This window comes from Brucella sp. (genome assembly GCF_032066345.1).
Classification (GTDB): domain Bacteria; phylum Pseudomonadota; class Alphaproteobacteria; order Rhizobiales; family Rhizobiaceae; genus Brucella; species Brucella pseudogrignonensis.
Map to the genome: position 1 here is coordinate 19,380 of NZ_DAMBKZ010000014.1, position 18,848 is coordinate 38,227.

The following is an 18,848-nucleotide window of genomic DNA, read 5'->3' on the forward strand; positions in this document are numbered from 1 at the left end:
AATACGAAACTCAAAACTTATCAGCAATCGCCCGTATGACTGCCATCTGCATCAATAACACAGATCGGGCGAACCGGCGCTTTGCGTATCACAACAGGGTCACGCTTGATTGACCCTGTCATGGTCCGATCAATGCCCTCTGGCAACACCGATTGGGCCGCAACCCTATTCGCCTGATCGTTTAAGACCGGCACAATAATCAGTGCAAGAGCAACAGCTGCCGAGCCGAAAAGAAGCACAACGCGCAAGATGCCGCGACCGGCTTTCGAGAGTGGGCCCGGCGTATATTCATTATGATCTGCACTAAAATAATTATTATCGAAACTCATGGGCTTAACTCCGAGGCACTTAATTCGGAGAATGCCGCAGCGGAGTGAATCATCGATTAACGCGCGTTGTAAATCGTAAGGAATTGTCAGCTATTTTGAGTCTTTCCACAGCTCACAACAAATCAATCAGAAACGGGATCAACGGCTCATCGGCTGGCGGCATCGGATAGTCGCGCATATCCTTTGGGCGCACCCATTTCAGTGCCTGTCCTTCCAGCCCCTGCGCCACGCCTTCAAAGCGGCGACAGACATAGAGCGGCATCAAAAGATGAAAGTCATCATAGGTGTGGCTGGCAAAAGTGAGCGGGGCGAGACAGGCAACCTTTGTCGTCACGCCGATTTCTTCCTGAAGCTCACGGATCAGCGTTTCTTCAGGCGTTTCACCAACTTCTACCTTGCCGCCCGGAAACTCCCATAGACCTGCAAGTGATTTGCCCTCCGGACGCCGTGCAAGAAGCACGCGACCATCAGCATCAACCAGCGCACAGGCTGCAACCAGTATTATACGGCGGGATTTAATCTCGCTCATTTCTCATTGCTCTCCCGATAGGCGTAACGATAGGCTTCCTGAAAGCCAAAGCGCTCATAGAGTGCCAGTCCCGCAACATTATCCGCTTCTATCTGCAGCCAGGCAGTTTTTGCGCCAAGCGACTTGGCCCATTTCAGCGTCGCACCAATCAATACACGGCCATGTCCCTTACGGCGCGCTTCAGGCAAGGTTCCAACGTCAAACAGGCCTGCCATCGCACCATCCTGCACGCAAAGCACATTGGAGACTGCGCGACCTGCTTCTTCCAGAACAAACATCCCCTTGTTAGGACGAATGCCATCCAGCAATTCCGAGAAACCTGGACGAAGTTCTGTCGGGCGACCATGAATAGCGATCGAAGCATCGACAAAACGACCAATGTCTTTCAAGGGCGTTTCATCGCGCTCAGCTGTAAGATCAAGCTCGCCAAGATTGGCGGTCATGACAATGGTTTCATCCTTGCGCTGCCAGCCGAGACCTTCGAGATAATTTTCAAGCTCGACAGGAGCCAGCGGCGAAAGCCTGAAACAAGGAACCCGGCCATAAACGCGAAACCGCTGCGCTGCCTGTTCGATACGCGCCGGGATATCGCGCGTATCGCCCGGATCAAGCGGATTGACCGAATTGAGCCGCTTCGAAGGATGTGCTGCCGTCATGCGTATCGCCCATGTTCCATCATAGTGAACAGACGTCGCGGGCCAGGCACGGAAACCAACGGCCTCCAACTGGCGAACGATAGCAAGATTTGACATGTTCAAATTCTCTCCTCCGTTTCGGAGTTCCAGTGTGCCGAAAATGTTGATCTTCGAGAATCGGAGCGGAGTGTAATTAAAGCTACATGCGCACCGGAAGCGAAGAAGAACGCTATTTGCAGGCCACTTTACTCCGAAACATTAGCTTCTGTAGTCGCCGTTAATCGCCACATATTCCTTGGTCAGATCGCAGGTCCAGACAGTTGCCTTGCCCTTTCCGATCCCCAGATCAACGCGAATGAGAATGTCCTCGCCCTGCATATAAGCAGAGGTCGCTTCTTCGGAATAAGCCGGGTCACGCTCGCCCTGATGCGCCACGCGAATATCGCCAAACCAGATAGCCAGCAGATCGCGATCAGCCGGTTCACCAGCCTTGCCGACAGCCATGACGACACGGCCCCAGTTGGCATCTTCACCGGCAACAGCGGTTTTTACCAATGGCGAATTGGCAATTGAAAGTGCAATCTTTTTGGCAGAAGCAGCCGACTTCGCGCCGGTCACTTCGACTTCGACCATTTTGCGGGCACCTTCGCCATCGCGCACGACCTGAAGTGCCAGCGACTTCAACACGCGAGCCAGAGCCTTTTTGAAATCACCCAAACGCTTGTCGGAAGCGTCCGTAATTTCAGGAGCGCCGCGTTCTGCCGCCGATCCTGTTGCAAACAGCATAAGCGTATCAGAGGTGGATGTATCGCTATCAACCGTCACTGCATTGAACGTCGAACCGACGCCCTTGGAAAGCAGGCTCTGCAGCACGTCCGCCTTGATCGGCGCATCCGTAACAACGAATGAAAGCATCGTCGCCATGTCAGGCGCGATCATGCCTGCACCCTTAGAGATGCCATTGATCGTTACCGGAACCTGTCCGAGCAGAACCGTTTCGGTCGCAACTTTCGGATAGGTATCGGTCGTCATGATTGCTTTGGCAGCTTCAGTCCAGAAATTGTCGCTGGCAGATTTTGCCATGTCGTCCAGAAGACCGGAAAACTTGGACGCATCAAGCGGCTCGCCGATAACGCCGGTGGACGCAAGAAACACATCCGTAGTGTTGCATCCGACAGCCTTGGCTGCGGCTCGAGCAGTTGCTTCCGTTGCCTCACGACCTTTCAGGCCGGTGAAGGCATTGGCATTGCCCGAATTCACTACAACGGCGCGTGCCTTGCCGTGTACGAGGTTCTGACGGCAGAAATCCACAGGTGCGGAAGGGCATAGTGAGCGAGTGAAAACACCTGCTGCTTCGGCAGGCTTGTCAAACACCATCAGCATGACATCCGTGCGGCCCTTATATTTGATACCGGCTGCAGCTGTTGCGATGCGGACGCCGTGAATGACCGGCATTGATGGATAATGTTTTGGAGCAAGCGGTGATACGGACGCAGACATGATTGCCTCAAGAGATGCGATTTGATTCTGCTGCATTGGAAAGGTTTGCAGCACAAAATCAAGCGATAACTAAAGCATTTCCAGCAAAAGTGCGAAGCGGTTTTGCGAAGGACAATGCGACTAAATAAAAAGATCGAGCGGTTTCATAATTCCATCTTGCTGCAAACCGCCCGATATCCAAATAAAAAACGCCCCGGAAATCCGGGGCGTTTTCATGAACTCAAAGCTTACTGCTGCGGCTGGGCTGCATCCGGCGCATCGCCGTCGTCACCCTGTTCCTGTGCCGCTGCGGCTTCCTTCATGGCTTTATCGACAGCAGGATCCTTGTATTCGATCTTCATGCCATCACGCAGCTTCTTGACCATTTCGACATAACGCTCACGCATGATGATCGAACGGATCTGCTCGGAAACCTGATCGAATGCCGGTGGCTGCTTGGTGCGACGATCTTCAAGCTGAATGACGTGGAAGCCAAACTGCGACTGCACCGGTTCCTTGGTGTATTCACCTGGCTTCAATGCAAAGGCAGCCTTTTCAAATTCAGGGACCATCTGGCCTTCGGAGAAGTAGCCAAGATCACCGCCATTGGCAGCGGTGCCATCGGTCGAGCTTTCCTTGGCGAGATCTTCAAACTTCGCGCCGCCTTCAAGCTTCTTGATGATGGCTTCAGCTTCTTCCTTCGTCTTCACGAGAATGTGACGTGCGAGCACTTCATTCTGTGGAGGGATCGCTGCGATTTCCTTGTCATAGCGGGCGCGAACGTCGGCGTCCGAAATCTTGTCGACAACCGTATCCTTGAAATATTCGTTGTGCAGTGCGCGTTCACGCAGGAATTCCATGCGCTTCTTGAAATCGTCGCTCTGATCAAGCTTTTCTTTCGTTGCTTCGCCAGCCATCGCCTTGATGTCGATGAGTGCTGCGAGAGCTGCCAGACGGCGCTGCTCGGCAGGAAGGCGCGCGAACTGCGGATCGAGGTCGCCAGCGGCCTGATCGACTTCACCGACGGTGATATCCTTGCCATTGACGGTGGCAAGAACCTTTGCCGGATCTTCGGACGCTGCGGCAGAAGTTGCTGCTTCAGCGGGTTTAGCTGCATCCTGCGCAAAGACAGCCGAACTGCTGAAACCAGCAAGCGCAACCGAAGTTGCGAGGACAGCAAGAGCCTTGCGATAAGGGGCTTTGAGAATGGCTTTCATATGAGATTCTCTCCTTCGAGACCGTCTACCGGCCCCATGAATGCGGCGGAATTTGGCCCGAAAACACTATTATCCGCGAGAAAAGACAGGTTTTCCGGCCTGTCGAGCAACATTGACATCGCTTCAAGCCCCTCTTATCTGTCCTTCGGCTTGGCGTCCAGTAAGCCACGGGGGAATTGCGTGAAAAATGCGCCGTATTTGGCAGCTTTTACAACGTAGTTTTCTTGCATTTGTTTCAATACGCGTGAATAAAGCATTCGACATTGCCGGAAGCGCTTCCGGCCGAACGGACAGGAAAGGACCAGGAATGGTCAGCTTTGGCGGCCTCGCCCGCAAGATATTCGGTTCATCAAACGACCGCCAAGTGAAATCACTGCGGGTTCGTGCAGAACAGATTACTGCGCTTGAGAAGAATTACGAAGCACTCACCGATGAACAGCTTCAGGCGAAGACTGCGGAATTCCGCGCTGAACTCGCTCAGGGCAAGAAACTGGATGCATTGCTTCCCGACGCTTTTGCGACGGCTCGCGAAGCCGCCAAGCGCGTTCTCGGTATGCGCCCATTCGACGTGCAGCTGATCGGCGGCATGGTGCTGCATGAACGCGGCATCGCCGAAATGCGTACCGGTGAAGGCAAGACGCTGATGGCGACGCTGCCTGTTTACCTCAACGCTCTTGAAGGCAAGGGCGTGCATGTGGTGACGGTCAACGATTACCTCGCTACCCGCGATGCCGAAACCATGGGCAAGCTTTATAACTTCCTGGGTCTGACCGTGGGCGTTATCAAGCATGGTCTCGACGACAATGAGCGTCAGGCTGCTTACGGCTGCGACATCACCTACGGCACCAACAACGAGCTCGGCTTCGATTATCTACGCGATAACATGAAGTACGAACGTGGCCAGATGGTCCAGCGCGGTCACAACTACGCCATCGTCGACGAAGTGGATTCGATCCTCATCGACGAAGCGCGTACGCCGCTGATCATTTCCGGTCCGCTTGAAGACCGCTCGGATTTCTACAACCTCATCGACACTTTCATTCCTGCTCTTGAGCCGGAAGATTTTGAAATCGATGAAAAGCAGAAGACCGCGATCTTTACAGAAGTCGGCACCGAAAAGGTTGAACAGCTTCTTGAAGCTGCAGGGCACCTCAAGGGTGAAAGCCTTTACGACATCGAAAACGTTGCTGTCGTTCACCACCTGAACAACGCGTTGCGTGCACACAAACTGTTCCAGCGTGACAAGGACTACATCGTCCGCAATGACGAAATCGTCATCATCGACGAATTCACCGGCCGTATGATGCCGGGCCGCCGTTTCTCGGAAGGTCTGCATCAGGCACTGGAAGCCAAGGAACACGTCACAATCCAGCCTGAAAACCAGACGCTGGCTTCGATCACCTTCCAGAACTATTTCCGTATGTACACCAAGCTCTCCGGCATGACCGGTACAGCTGCGACGGAAGCGGAAGAATTCGGCAACATCTACGGTCTGGAAGTTCTGGAAATTCCGACCAACCTGCCGGTCAAGCGTCTCGATGAAGACGACGAAGTTTATCGTACGGTTGAAGAAAAATACAAAGCTATCGTTCGCGACATTCAGGCTTCGCACGCAAAGGGCCAGCCGGTCCTCGTCGGCACAACGTCGATTGAAAAGTCGGAACTTCTGGCAGAGCGACTGCGCAAAGAAGGCATCAAGGGCTTCCAGGTTCTGAATGCCCGTTATCACGAGCAGGAAGCCTTTATTATCGCGCAGGCTGGTGTTCCGGGTGCAGTGACCATCGCCACCAACATGGCAGGCCGCGGTACGGATATTCAGCTCGGCGGCAATCTTGAAATGCGCATTCACGAAGAGCTTTCGGATATGCCTGAAGGCGCAGAGCGCACTGCAAAAATTGCCGAGATCAAGGCTGATATTGCGAAGCTGAAAGAAAAGGCTCTCGCTGCTGGCGGTCTTTATGTTCTTGCCACCGAGCGTCACGAAAGCCGTCGTATCGACAACCAGCTGCGCGGTCGTTCGGGCCGTCAGGGCGATCCGGGCCGCTCAAAGTTCTTCCTGTCGCTGCAGGACGATCTGATGCGCATCTTCGGCTCCGACCGTATGGACGGAATGCTGCAGAAGCTCGGCCTCAAGGAAGACGAAGCCATCGTTCACCCGTGGATCAATAAGGCGCTTGAAAAGGCGCAGACCAAGGTTGAGGCCCGTAACTTCGAAATCCGTAAGAACCTGCTCAAGTACGACGACGTGATGAACGATCAGCGTAAGGTGATCTTCGAGCAGCGCCTTGAAATCATGGACGAAGAAGACCTGACCGAGACCGTGAATGAAATGCGTCACGAAGTTATTGAGGACATGGTTGCTCTTCGTATCCCCAAGGATGCTTACGCAGAAAAGTGGGATATTGCCGGTCTTAAGGACGATATTCTTACCAAACTTAACCTCGTCCTACCGGTGGAAGACTGGGCCAAGGAAGAGGGTATCGCCGAAGAAGAGTTTGAAACCCGTATCAAGGAAGCAGCTGACAAGGCCGCTGCCGAGAAGGCAGAGCGCTTCGGTGCGCAGATCATGACCTACATCGAGAAATCGGTGATCATGCAGTCGCTTGATAACCTCTGGCGTGAGCATCTGGTCAATCTCGACCACTTGCGTTCGGTCGTTGGTTTCCGTGGTTATGCTCAGCGCGATCCGCTGAACGAGTACAAGACTGAAGGCTTCGAGCTGTTCCAGGCTCTGCTTGCCAATCTGCGCGAAGTGGTCATCACGCAGCTGATGCGCGTTGAAATCGTTCGCGAAGCTCCGCCAGAGCCTGAACTTCCGCCGATGACCGGCCGTCATATCGACAGCACCACCGGCGAGAACGACTTTGATGAAAATGCATGGGCTGAACATCAGCAGGATGAACGCGTCATCCCGGCTGGCGATCGTGATCCGGCAGACCCGACCACATGGGGCAAGGTCAGCCGCAACGAAGCCTGCCCTTGCGGCTCAGGAAAGAAATACAAGCATTGTCACGGCGCGTTTGAATAAGCGCCTCAAAGCAAGCTATCAAACAAAAAACCCGGCGCACAATCGCCGGGTTTTTTCTTTTCGCTCCACAATTGGCAACCTAACTTGAATAAAATCCAGCACAGCTTTCCGGGGCCCTTTCTGTTTGTCGACACTATTTCAGTAGTTGCGCGAAAACTGATACGTTCAGAAAGTAATTACCATCTCTTTCAATTTGGCTTCGCTTTGACAGGAGGGGCCGTTTCTTTTTACCTTTTTAAAGAACTGCCATCTAATGTTCGGCTACTGCGGTCCGGCACAGTGCGGAATGCAGATACACGATGGTCCTTCAGAAGATCAGCAGAAATAGCGGATACCTAACAGGGGCCGCGATAAACAGGGTTGGCAAAGAGTGCGCTTTTCGGCAGCAAAAGCAGCGAGCCGGGTTCTACCTGGCAGGATCGCAGCTAGGCTTCGTCCCGTAACGGAGCGGGTCGATGCTATTCTGCTTGGCTCTGGTCCGCAGGCCGATGCGCAGCGCGCTTCGCTTCTTGCCTTTTCCGTGCGTGTTGCAAGTGCAGCGATTGCGCTTATTTCTCAGGTTATTCTGGCGCGCTGGATGGGTGAATTCCAATACGGGATTTTCGTTCTGGTGTGGCTTTCCATGATCATCATCGGTGATCTCGCCTGCTTTGGTTTGCACACCACCATCATCCGTTATGTGCCTGAATATGTTCAGCGCAATCTGTTTAATCCACTTCGTGGTATTCTGTATGCTGGCCGTCTTTTTGCTCTTGGCTCAGCGACTGCAATCGCCTTGTTTGGCGCGGTACTGCTATTGCTTCTGAAAGATCGGATCGAGACCTATTATCTTATCCCGTTCATTCTCGGCTTTATCTGCCTGCCAATGATCGCACTTGGCAATATGCTTGATGGCATCGCTCGTTCGCGCACATGGATCATGATGGCGCTCACACCAAGCTATATCATCCGCCCTCTGCTTGTACTGATCTTCATGATCGCAGCTCACGCAGCCAGCTTGCCTTCCACAGCCACCACAGCTCTTGGAGTTTCTATCGCCGCTACATGGGCGACTACGGTTGGGCAATGGCTGATGCTTGATCGCTCCTTGAAGAGAGACATCCCATCAGGAAAAAGAGAAATACTGTTCGCCCAATGGATGAAGGTCGCCTTACCGATCTTCCTCGTTGAAGGCTTTTTCTTCCTGCTCATCAATATCGACGTGCTGATGGTCGGCCATGCTATGGACCCCCAGCATGTGGCGATCTATTTCGCTGCTACCAAAATCATGGCGCTTGCACACTTCGTCTATTTTGCAGTCAAAGCTAGCGTGGCGCAGCGCTATTCCGATCTTCTTCACAGTGGCGATCATGCTGAATTTGCAAGCTTTGCAGAAGCCTCAACACGCTGGACATTCTGGCCGACACTGTTTCTAGGCCTGTTCATTCTGGCGCTAGGCTATCCGCTGCTCATGCTGTTCGGCAGTGCCTTCACCGAAGGCTATCCGCTACTTTTCATTCTCATCATCGGCGTGATTGCGCGCGCAAGTGTTGGACCTGCCGAAAGCCTGCTGAACATGTCAGGCAAACAGAATATCTGCGCTCTGCTTTATGCGGTTACACTTGCAGTCAACGTTGGCCTCAATCTGGTTCTCATCCCGCGTTTCGGTCTGATGGGCGCGGCTTTCTCGACCGCTTTCTCGATGCTTCTTGAAGCCATTCTGCTCTCAACCGCCGTGCATAAAACGATGCATATCACTATGTTTATTCTCATTCCCCGAAATCGCGCTTCTGACGCCCGCAGCAATAGCTCGGAGGAGATTTTCTAATGGCCGCAAAACCTTTGCTTGAGGAATCCGCAGGCGGACATACGGCTCGCATCATCTCACAACTTTCCGACAGCGTCGCTGCAATGGATGCCACCAAACGTCTGGAGGAAAGCCTGCACAGCAGTCGCGATATTCCGCGCAAGCTTGCGATCTATGGTGCATCGGCCGGTTTTGAGCTGCGCGACGAACTCGATCACTTAAGCAGCCGGACAATCGAACCCAACATCTTTTTCAATGCGCGCTTCCTCGCACCAGCGATGCCGCGTCTGGAAGATCGTGAAGTGCGATTCATGGTCATGCGCGACGAAAACGAAATCCGTAGCCGGCTGCGTTTCGTCATGCCTTACACGATTGAACGCCCCGGACTGCCACTCTCATCTCCTGTTATTCGCGCATGGGCAACACCGTTCGGCCCACAGGGCACACCGCTAATCGATCACGACGATCCTGTCGGCGTTGTCGAAGATCTTTTCGATATTCTGGCGCGTGATCATATTAAAATGCCGGACGTGCTTGTTCTTCCTGAAATGCGCGCCGACGGTGCCGTCGCAAAGCTCATTCGATCCGTGGCAGTTGGTCGTCAGCTACCAATCGTTTCCATAGAGCAAAAATCGCGTCCATTTCTTCAGAGCGAGCTTGATGGGGAAACCTATGTCAAACAAGCGATTGGTCCGCACCATCGCCGCGAATATAGCCGCCTATGGCGCCGTCTCGCCGAACAAGGTGAACTCGCACATCGCATTGCGCGCACACCCGACGAAGTGCGTTTTGCATTCGAGCATTTCCTGACGCTTGAAGCGAGCGGATGGAAAGGACGCCGCGGTACAGCCATGGCAGTCGACCGTTTCCGTGCAGCCTTTGCACGCGAAGCAGTTAACAATCTTGCAGAGCGCGATTGTGTACGCATCCACACACTTGAACTCGATGGCCGCGTGATCGCGATCCTGATTGTCTTCACGGTTTCTGGCGAAGCATGGACATGGAAAACCGCCTATGACGAAACCCTGCAAGCCTACTCGCCCGGCATGTTGCTGATGATCGAGGTGGTGAAAAACCATCTGGAAGACACCAATATCACGCGGACTGATTCATGCGCCGTGCCGGATCATCCTGTCATGTCACGCTTGTTTCAGGAGCGAGAAACCATCGAAACTCTGGTAATTGGTTTGACACCGGGAGTAGACAAGCAGGTTCGTCAGGCGGCATCGCAAATCCATCTTTATCAGCGTACACGCAATCTGACCCGTATCATCCGAAATCGCATCCGAAATTTTACGGAACGGAAATAAAGCCGGCTTCAGCAAAAAGAAAAATAGAACAAATACTTGAGAAAAAAGCGCACTGTGCTATCCTTGCTTGTGGGAGAGCGCCTGAAATCAAGCATGACAGGCGAATAATGAGGGTTTGAGTTGGTCGCTTTGAGGTTTTTACTCCAAAGCCATCAAGTATATGAATTAGCACGACCCTCATTCGCCGCTTCAAAATTCCAAAGCGCCTCCCTTGGGAAGGAGATGCGCTATGTTGGAATATCTCTCTTATCTGAAGACAATTGATCTCATCGTCTTGGGCTTCATTGCCTTTCTCGTCTGCTGGAATATCGTCGAGTATAATCTTCGCCGCTGAGATTATACCGAAACTCCATGAGTATGACTCATGGAGTTTGGTTAAGCCCGAGTGACGATTGAGCTTTTTCGAGGCGTGATGCGTCAGCATCTTGAGCTGCCCTGGTATTAGAGCGCATTTCGAAGAGTGCGTAGAGGTTTTGCGTCGGATAATGCGTAAAACCAAACCGTTACAGCGGTTCCAACGATTCAGTCTTAACTGGAACCGCTGTAAGAACAGGCACCTGATAGCCGCTTGATGCAAGCTCGGTCGCCTGTCCTGTTTATATTTGCGCTTGGCTGTAAGTATAATCAGTCAAGCGGCTTGAGGGTAATTGACCTCGTTTCGTTTAGCCGGTATATCCCTCCCCGCTGTCCGTTTTTGGACCATATCAAACTGCTTCGGCAGTCATGTGCGGGTGTGGTGGAACTGGTAGACGCGCCGGACTCAAAATCCGGTTCCGAAAGGAGTGTCGGTTCGATTCCGACCACCCGCACCATCATCTCACCAGCCTCTATTCACGCAGCTTCCAGTGCCTGAGTCAGATCAGCAATCAGATCATCGGGATGCTCGATACCAATCGACAGGCGAATAGTTGATTCCAGCACGCCGATGCGTTCACGCACCTCAATCGGAACGCCTGAATGTGTCATCGCTGCCGGATGGCTTGCAAGCGATTCCGTTCCACCAAGGCTGACCGCCAGTTTCAAAATCTGCAATGCATTGAGAAAGCGGAACGCCGCTGCCTGACCACCTTTGATATCAAATGAAAAGGTTGACCCTGCTCCTCTGCATTGGCGTTTGAACAATTGACCAACATCGGATGCTGCATCTTCAAAAGGCAGATAATGCAGCTTCCCGACCTTGGGATGGTCACGCAGGAATTCGGCTATCGCCAAGGCGTTCTTGTCAGCGCGATCCATGCGAATGCCAAGCGTTTCCAGCGAACGGCCAAGCATCCAGCAGGAATGCGGGTCCAGCTGTGTGCCAATGGCACCGCGCAGCGCCTTTACCTGTTTAACGACCGCCTTTGCGCCAAGGACCGCACCGGCAATCAGATCGGAATGGCCTCCCACATATTTCGTCAGCGAGTAAAGCGACAGATCTGCGCCATGATCGAGTGGCTTCTGGAAAACCGGGCCAAGCAGAGTATTATCGCAAACGATAACAGGACGATGCCCGTTCTGCTTTTCTGCAATCTTGTCTGCGACACGCCGGATCGCGGCAATATCAACAAGGCTATTGGTCGGATTGGCCGGTGTTTCAATCAGAACGACTGAGACGCGTCCCTTCTGTAGTGCTTCATCTGCAGCTTTCTCAATGGAAGCCTCATGCACGCCATCGGCAAATGCCACAGCTTCCACATTGAAATTATGAAATGTCTTGGCTAGCAGCGTTTCTGTGCCGCCATAAAGCGGCTGAGAATGCAGGATCACGTCGCCCGGTCGCGCAAATGCAAAGAGCGTCGTAGCAATCGCCGACATTCCGGAGGAAAACAGCGCGCAGCTTTCCGTGCCTTCATAAACGGCCAGACGATCTTCCACGATCTCGCTGTTAGGATGATTGAAACGCGAATAAACGAGACCGGCCCCGACACCCGCTGGCGGCTCCTTGCGTCCAGATACAAAATCAAAGAAATCGCGCCCATCTTCGGCGCTTTTAAAAACAAAGGTCGATGTCAGAAATACAGGCGGCTTGACGGCTCCCTCGGATAGTTCGGGATCGTAACCGTAATTAAGCATCTGCGTTTCGGGATGAAGCAGATGATTACCAATGCTGGTCTTGGATGGACGCGGCGCGGTCATAATAATCTCCTGAAAAACTCCTCCAGCCCTATAAGGGCTAAAGAAGTCTAACAGAGATGCGCGGCAATCTTCTTGCGTTGTTAGACGCTTAAGCGATTGAGAGCGAACACTATCGCGTGTTCTGCATATCGCAGATTACGTGGCTTACTTAACCACGAGCACAGGCACAGAGCTCAATGAAAGCACTTCAGCAGCCTGACTGCCGAGCAGCAGCTTGTTGACGCCGCGACGGCCATGCGATGCGATCACGATCAGATCACTGCCTGTCTGCTTGGCGGCTTCAATAATGCCCTGTGCTGGTGACTGGTTCTCAATGTGCAGAGTTTCAACATCAACGCCAGCAGCTTCCGCCTTGGCTTTTGCTTTGGCGAGCAAATCGGCTGCCGCTTTGGTGATTGCCTCGCGATATTCCTGGAAGGCGGCAGGGCTGGATGCCCATTCCGCAGCAACGACGATGCCATAGGATGGCAGAAGCTCGGTCACAGAAACCAGCAGCACCTTCGAGCCAAACTGCTTGGCCAGAGCCACACCCTGTTCGACGCCCTTGTCGGCAAGTTCAGATCCATCGGTTGCAATCAGAATAGTCTTATACACGGCCCAAGCCTCCAGTTTGCGATCACGATCCAACCATGCGCGCTCCTTTTGACAAGAGCATTGATGCGGATCAATCAGACAGCAAAAGCTTATAGACATGAAAAGCTTATCGGAAGGGTGAGTGATCTGTTTTCGCTCAAGGATCGGGCGATTTTCAAACAAATGATCGTGCGCTTTATCAGTACCCAATTGCTTGGAATTATCTTCTAAGGATATTGGCTTTAAAGAATATAATTCCAAATTTATGCAATCCGAAGCATGGACCCAGCTATGCTTTTGCGCCATTTCCTCATAAACTTCACTTCAAACAGAAGGAGATTATTCCATGAGCAAGCCCCTTGGCGGAAAAGACGGCGAGACCGCAGGACGCGGTCGCATCTATAATTCCATTCTCGATACGATCGGCAATACACCGCTCGTGCGCATCGACAAGTTTGCCAAGGAAAATGGCGTTGAAGCCAACCTTCTGGTCAAGCTCGAATTCTTCAATCCATTGGCGAGCGTCAAGGACCGTATCGGTCTTGCGCTGATCGAAGCGCTTGAAGCACAGGGCAAAGCTGTTCCGGGCAAGACCGTATTTGTGGAACCTACTTCCGGCAATACCGGCATCGCACTGGCTTTTGCGGCAGCCGCCAAGGGTTATCGCCTCGTTCTGACCATGCCTGAAACCATGTCTGTTGAACGCCGCAAGCTGCTCAAGCTGCTCGGTGCAGAACTGGTTCTGACGGAAGGCGCAAAAGGTATGAAAGGCGCCATTGCCAAGGCAGAAGAAATCGCCGAAGGCAACCCGAATGCCATCATTCCACAGCAGTTTGAAAATCCGGCTAACCCTGAAATTCACCGCCTTACCACGGCTGAGGAAATCTGGAACGATACCAATGGCGAAGCAGACATCCTGATTTCCGGCATTGGCACCGGCGGCACCATTACCGGCGTTGGTCAGGTCATCAAGGCACGTAAGCCATCCTTCAAGGTGATTGCTGTCGAGCCCAAGGATTCGCCAATTCTCTCCGGCGGTACACCTGGCCCACATAAGATCCAGGGCATCGGCGCGGGCTTTGCACCAAAGACGCTCGACACCAGCGTTTATGATGAAGTCGTGACCGTTTCCAACGAGGATTCCTTTGCCAATTCCCGCCTGATTGCGCGCATTGAAGGCATCCCTGTCGGCATTTCTTCAGGTGCAGCGCTCACTGCAGCTATCGAAGTCGGCAAGCGCCCTGAAAACAAGGGCAAGAACATTGTCATCATCATTCCATCATTTGCAGAACGCTATCTTTCGACGGCGCTGTTTGAAGGTCTGGAATAAGCGAGAGCTAAGGTTCGGAAAAACAAAAGCCAGAGCGGTCGCCCGCTCTGGCTTTTTTATATCTATTCTTTCGGGATTTGCCCGAAAATCAGCTAGCCGTGCGTGCCGCGCAAGCCGGGCCCGGTCCGCGCATGTAATGGCGCTCGGGCCTGTAGCTTGGTGCGACGAATTCACGAATAACATTAACGCTGTCACGCAGCTGAACTATAATGTTCATCGTCTTCACCTTTCCACCAAATTGCTTTTCGAAGATGATGCCCGTCGCAACTTGTTAGGGTTGGTGAAACAATTAATGTTTCCGAACATCTTAATGAAAACTTTAACAATTAAAGATGAACAACTTCTGAATCGCCTTGGTTAAGGTTAAGTTAACGGTAAGGATAAACAAGTTTTCCACAGCCGTGGAGAATTGGCCACTATGCTGCTTGCGGCCCGTTTAAATGGCTAGCGCCCGTGATCTCCACCAGGCCCTTGCCTAAAACAAAAAAGCCGGTGTTGAACACCGGCTTTGCAAAAATCAAAGGTTCGCTTAACGCGTTGGAACCGGGTTTTCACCACGATAATCATAGAAACCACGGCCAGTCTTACGACCAAGCCATCCAGCTTCGACATATTTGACCAGCAACGGGCATGGGCGATACTTCGAGTCCGACAGGCCGTCATGCAGCACCTGCATGATCGAGAGGCACGTATCAAGGCCAATGAAATCCGCGAGCTGCAAAGGTCCCATCGGATGGTTTGCACCAAGCTTCATGGCGGTGTCGATGGCCTCAACGCTGCCCACGCCTTCATAGAGCGTGTAGATCGCTTCGTTGATCATGGGCAGCAGAATGCGGTTGACGATGAAAGCCGGAAAATCTTCGGCAACCGTTACAGTCTTGCCAAGTGCGGTGACAAAATCCTTCGACTTGCGGAATGTGTCTTCCTCAGTCGCGATACCGCGCACCAGCTCAACCAGTTTCATGATTGGCACGGGATTCATGAAGTGAATACCGATGAAGCGCTCTGGACGGTCAGTGGTCGAAGCGAGACGCGTGATGGAGATCGACGACGTATTGGTCGCAACAATGGCTTCAGGATTTAGCACCGGGCAAAGTTGGGCAAAAATCTTGCGCTTGACGGTTTCGTCTTCGGTAGCGGCTTCAATTGCCAGATCAACGCCTGCAAGGTCTTCCATCGAAACAGCAGGACGGATCAGCTTCATTGCATCGGCACGCTGCTGTTCTTCCAGCTTACCGGAAGATACCTGTCGCGCCATATTGCCGTTGATTGTGGCAATGCCCTTTTCCAGCCGGTCCGCAGCCGCGTCGTGCAGAAGCACGTCGTAACCTGCCAATGCGCACACATGAGCAATTCCGCTGCCCATCTGACCCGCGCCAACAATACCTACCGTCTTGATTGCCACAGTTCCAACTCCTTCATGCTCTCGCCGATGGCGAGGTCTACCGCCGCTTTCGCGCTTTTCCGAAAGCCTGCCTAACAAGACAGTTACAGCCGAAAAATGCAAGACCACCATATGAATAACCCGCCCGAGCGCCAACTAAAGTCAACGCAGGACGGGTGTGAAAAAGGCGGCAGGTTATCCCTGCCGCCTTTTCAATTTATCAGAGCGCTTTCTGCAGCTCTGGCAGGATCGTGAAGAGATCACCAACGAGACCATAATCAGCCACCTGGAAGATCGGTGCTTCTTCGTCCTTGTTGATCGCAACAATCACGCGGCTGTCTTTCATTCCGGCCAGATGCTGGATCGCGCCGGAAATACCAACTGCGATGTAAAGTTCCGGTGCAACCACCTTGCCGGTCTGGCCAACCTGCCAGTCATTTGGTGCGTAGCCCGCATCAACCGCCGCACGGCTGGCGCCAACGGCAGCACCAAGCTTGTCGGCAACAGGAAGGATCACTTCCTCAAACTTCTCCGACGAACCAAGCGCACGACCGCCCGAGATGATGATCTTGGCAGAAGTCAGTTCCGGACGATCGGAGTCCGAAAGCTTGTTTTCAACAAAGCTCGACAGTGCCGGATCAGCAGCCGCATTGATGCTTTCAACCGAAGCCGAACCACCCTCGCCCGTCGCCGAGAAAGAAGCCGTACGAACCGTGATGACCTTCTTGGAATCGGTCGACTGCACGGTCTGGATCGCATTGCCTGCATAGATCGGACGCTTGAAGGTGTCAGCGGACACAACTTCCATGATTTCCGACAGCTGCATCACATCAAGCAGTGCTGCAACGCGCGGCAGCACGTTCTTGGCCGAAGTGGTGGCTGGTGCAATGATCGTGTCGTAGTTTCCTGCGAGTTCAACGATTGCTGCAGCCAGTGGCTCGGCCAGACGGTTTTCCAGCGCATCGCTTTCAGCCAACAGGACCTTGCGAACGCCAGAAAGCTTTGCGGCTGCATCGGCGGCTGCTTTCGCGCCCTTGCCAGCAACCAGAATATCGACATCGCCACCGATCTGGGCAGCAGCAGTCAGAGCCTTTGCAGTCTGGTCAGAAAGGCTTGCATTGTCGTGTTCGGCAATAAGAAGAATAGCCATGTGTTTGTCCCTTAAATCTCTCGGTTTGCGAAACCTGTCAGGCCTTGGCGAAAATGGTGGGGTGCGAGAACCGGAGCGGAGCGTACTTTTCGTACGTGAGCACCGGAAGCGCAGCAACACGCCATTTGCAGACGGGCCTCACGGGTTTCCCTCAAAGTACGCCGTCAGCTTTAAGCTTCTCAACCAGCTCGGAAACCGAACCAACCTTCACGCCAGCCTTGCGGCCACCCGGTTCTTCAGTTTTCAGAACCTTGAGACGCGGCGCAATGTCAGCGCCGAAATCGGCAGGCGACTTCTCATCAAGCGGCTTCTTCTTGGCCTTCATGATGTTTGGCAGCGAAGCATAGCGCGGCTGGTTCAAGCGAAGATCAACCGTGACAATGGCTGGAAGCTTCACATCAATGGTCTGAAGACCGCCATCGACTTCGCGCGTCACCTTGGCAGAGCCGTCAGCAAGCTCCACCTTCGAGGCAAAAGTTGCCTGGCTCCAGTTGAGCAGTGCCGAAAGCATCTGGCCGGTCTGGTTGCTGTCGTCGTCAATCGCCTGCTTGCCGAGGAAAACGAGGTCTGGCTGTTCAGCATCAACCACGCCCTTCAGAACCTTCGCAACACCAAGTGGCTCGACGGTTTCGTCAGTCTTCACCAGAATTGCACGGTCAGCACCCATGGCAAGTGCGGTGCGCAATGTTTCCTGCGCCTGTGCCGGACCGACCGAAACCACGACGATTTCCGTGACCTTGCCTGCTTCCTTCAAACGGATCGCTTCTTCAACCGCGATCTCGTCAAAAGGGTTCATCGACATCTTGACGTTCGCAAGCTCAACGCCCGAACCATCTCCCTTAACACGGATCTTTACGTTGTAATCTACAACCCGCTTTACTGCGACAAGGACTTTCATCCGCGATTACCTCTTCAATGACTTTTGCGACACGACTATGCCGCCGTGAATCTTTGCCCGCATGTCAGAATCCGACATGAAAACGTTGCTGACAGAAACGCCGTTAAAACCGGCACTTCCCCGCAACATCAGGAACCGGCACGAAACCTAAAGACGGTTGACGTGCGCGTCAATCGCGGATGGCCGGCAATATCGATTTAAATGAATATATTCTGACAGATAGTCATTCCAATTTCGCACTAACACACATCAAGCCCTATCTCATCCACGTAATGCTCTTTGATGCCTTTCCTTCATGCATGGCTCCTCGCATTTTCGTGGCGTTTACAAGCCCGGTCTCATGCGGTAGGAGAGCCGCGTAAACATCCGGTCGCAGCCTACCCGGTCAAAACAAGGACTCAAACTATGAAGACGCTTGTCATCTGCTCCGGTGGATTGGACTCCGTTTCGCTCGCGCATAAAATCGCGGCGGAACAACAGCTCACTGGCCTGATCTCTTTTGATTATGGCCAAAGGCACAAAAAGGAATTGAGCTTCGCGGAAGCCTGTGCAAAGCGGCTCAATGTTCCACATCAGATCATCGATATCCGCCCGATTGGCGCCAGTCTGACCGGCTCGGCTCTGACAGATGATGTCGATGTTCCCGATGGTCACTATGCCGAGGAAACGATGAAAATCACCGTCGTTCCCAACCGTAACGCCATCATGCTGGCCATCGCCTTTGGCGTCGCAGCAGCCCAGAAGGCCGATGCCGTGGCGCTTGCCGTTCACGGTGGCGACCACTTCATCTACCCCGATTGTCGTCCCGGCTTTATCGACGCTTTCCAGACCATGCAGAACCATGCGCTGGAAGGATATGCCGATATTCAGGTGCTTGCGCCCTATGTGCACAAGTCAAAAAGCGACATCGTTTCGGATGGTGTAAAATACAAGGCACCGTTTGAAGCAACATGGTCCTGCTACAAGGGCGGCGAACATCATTGCGGGCGTTGCGGCACCTGTGTCGAACGTCGCGAGGCTTTCCATCTGGCGGGCGTCACAGATCCTACCCACTATGAGGATGCAGATTTCTGGCGTGCCGC

Annotated in this window: 16 protein-coding genes and 1 tRNA gene; 6 read left to right on the forward strand and 11 right to left on the reverse strand. The window is 53.1% G+C overall.

From position 1 onward, the window contains the following. Positions 1-20 precede the first annotated feature (20 nt). The 5 genes from RT142_RS16780 to RT142_RS16800 all read right to left on the reverse strand — a co-directional run bounded on the left by RT142_RS16780 (position 21) and on the right by RT142_RS16800 (position 4,189). A complete protein-coding gene (locus RT142_RS16780) occupies positions 21-329 on the reverse strand; it encodes a hypothetical protein (RefSeq protein ID WP_313030095.1) in 309 nt (102 codons plus the stop codon). Between the two features lie 112 nt (positions 330-441). Then, entirely contained in the window at positions 442-858 is a 417-nt protein-coding gene (gene mutT, locus RT142_RS16785; protein WP_313030097.1) for an 8-oxo-dGTP diphosphatase MutT, read from the reverse strand. Continuing rightward, positions 855-1,610 carry a GNAT family N-acetyltransferase gene (locus RT142_RS16790; RefSeq protein ID WP_007872009.1) on the reverse strand — a complete coding sequence of 252 codons (756 nt, stop codon included), beginning with the start codon at positions 1,608-1,610 and terminating at the stop codon, positions 855-857. Before RT142_RS16790 ends, mutT begins: the two co-directional genes overlap by 4 nt. Before the next feature lie 141 nt (positions 1,611-1,751). Further along, positions 1,752-2,993 carry a bifunctional glutamate N-acetyltransferase/amino-acid acetyltransferase ArgJ gene (gene argJ / locus RT142_RS16795; protein WP_007872012.1) on the reverse strand — a complete coding sequence of 414 codons (1,242 nt, stop codon included), beginning with the start codon at positions 2,991-2,993 and terminating at the stop codon, positions 1,752-1,754. A 227-nt stretch (positions 2,994-3,220) separates the two neighbouring features. After that, positions 3,221-4,189, reverse strand: coding sequence for a peptidylprolyl isomerase (locus RT142_RS16800; RefSeq protein WP_313030100.1), 969 nt, complete (start codon positions 4,187-4,189; stop codon positions 3,221-3,223). Between the two features lie 307 nt (positions 4,190-4,496). On the opposite strand from RT142_RS16800, the gene secA reads away from it, so the two are divergent. The 4 genes from secA (at position 4,497) to RT142_RS16820 (ending at position 11,125) form a co-directional block, all read left to right on the forward strand. Further along, positions 4,497-7,217, forward strand: coding sequence for a preprotein translocase subunit SecA (gene secA, locus RT142_RS16805; protein ID WP_112804455.1), 2,721 nt, complete (start codon positions 4,497-4,499; stop codon positions 7,215-7,217). A 370-nt stretch (positions 7,218-7,587) separates the two neighbouring features. Next, positions 7,588-9,024 carry a lipopolysaccharide biosynthesis protein gene (locus RT142_RS16810; protein ID WP_112804454.1) on the forward strand — a complete coding sequence of 479 codons (1,437 nt, stop codon included), beginning with the start codon at positions 7,588-7,590 and terminating at the stop codon, positions 9,022-9,024. Next, the gene (bspF, locus tag RT142_RS16815; protein ID WP_112804453.1) at positions 9,024-10,313 is read left to right on the forward strand and encodes a type IV secretion system effector crotonyl transferase BspF; all 1,290 of its coding nucleotides are present in this window, start codon (positions 9,024-9,026) and stop codon (positions 10,311-10,313) included. Before RT142_RS16810 ends, bspF begins: the two co-directional genes overlap by 1 nt. A 727-nt stretch (positions 10,314-11,040) precedes the next feature. Beyond that, positions 11,041-11,125: transfer RNA gene (locus RT142_RS16820), tRNA-Leu, on the forward strand. Positions 11,126-11,144: 19 nt separating this feature from the next. Here RT142_RS16820 and RT142_RS16825 read toward each other — a convergent pair. Together RT142_RS16825 and RT142_RS16830 are read right to left on the reverse strand one after the other, a co-directional pair. Then, the gene (locus RT142_RS16825; RefSeq protein WP_112804452.1) at positions 11,145-12,431 is read right to left on the reverse strand and encodes a cystathionine gamma-synthase family protein; all 1,287 of its coding nucleotides are present in this window, start codon (positions 12,429-12,431) and stop codon (positions 11,145-11,147) included. A 144-nt stretch (positions 12,432-12,575) separates the two neighbouring features. After that, a complete protein-coding gene (locus RT142_RS16830) occupies positions 12,576-13,025 on the reverse strand; it encodes a universal stress protein (RefSeq protein ID WP_079212618.1) in 450 nt (149 codons plus the stop codon). 325 nt (positions 13,026-13,350) lie between these two features. On the opposite strand from RT142_RS16830, the gene cysK reads away from it, so the two are divergent. Continuing rightward, positions 13,351-14,334, forward strand: coding sequence for a cysteine synthase A (gene cysK, locus RT142_RS16835; RefSeq protein WP_007872027.1), 984 nt, complete (start codon positions 13,351-13,353; stop codon positions 14,332-14,334). A gap of 88 nt (positions 14,335-14,422) precedes the next feature. Here the strand turns inward: cysK and RT142_RS16840 are convergent, their stop codons facing one another. The 4 genes from RT142_RS16840 to RT142_RS16855 all read right to left on the reverse strand — a co-directional run bounded on the left by RT142_RS16840 (position 14,423) and on the right by RT142_RS16855 (position 17,766). After that, entirely contained in the window at positions 14,423-14,551 is a 129-nt protein-coding gene (locus RT142_RS16840) for a hypothetical protein (protein ID WP_256443819.1), read from the reverse strand. A gap of 312 nt (positions 14,552-14,863) precedes the next feature. Beyond that, positions 14,864-15,739 carry a 3-hydroxybutyryl-CoA dehydrogenase gene (locus tag RT142_RS16845; protein WP_007872032.1) on the reverse strand — a complete coding sequence of 292 codons (876 nt, stop codon included), beginning with the start codon at positions 15,737-15,739 and terminating at the stop codon, positions 14,864-14,866. A 199-nt stretch (positions 15,740-15,938) separates the two neighbouring features. Beyond that, positions 15,939-16,868 carry an electron transfer flavoprotein subunit alpha/FixB family protein gene (locus RT142_RS16850; protein ID WP_207441513.1) on the reverse strand — a complete coding sequence of 310 codons (930 nt, stop codon included), beginning with the start codon at positions 16,866-16,868 and terminating at the stop codon, positions 15,939-15,941. A 151-nt stretch (positions 16,869-17,019) separates the two neighbouring features. Continuing rightward, a complete protein-coding gene (locus RT142_RS16855) occupies positions 17,020-17,766 on the reverse strand; it encodes an electron transfer flavoprotein subunit beta/FixA family protein (protein ID WP_113499443.1) in 747 nt (248 codons plus the stop codon). Between the two features lie 405 nt (positions 17,767-18,171). Here RT142_RS16855 and queC point away from each other — a divergent pair. Further along, positions 18,172-18,848 (forward strand): 7-cyano-7-deazaguanine synthase QueC (gene queC, locus RT142_RS16860; protein ID WP_313030111.1); only part of this gene is annotated, 677 nt, incomplete at its 3' end.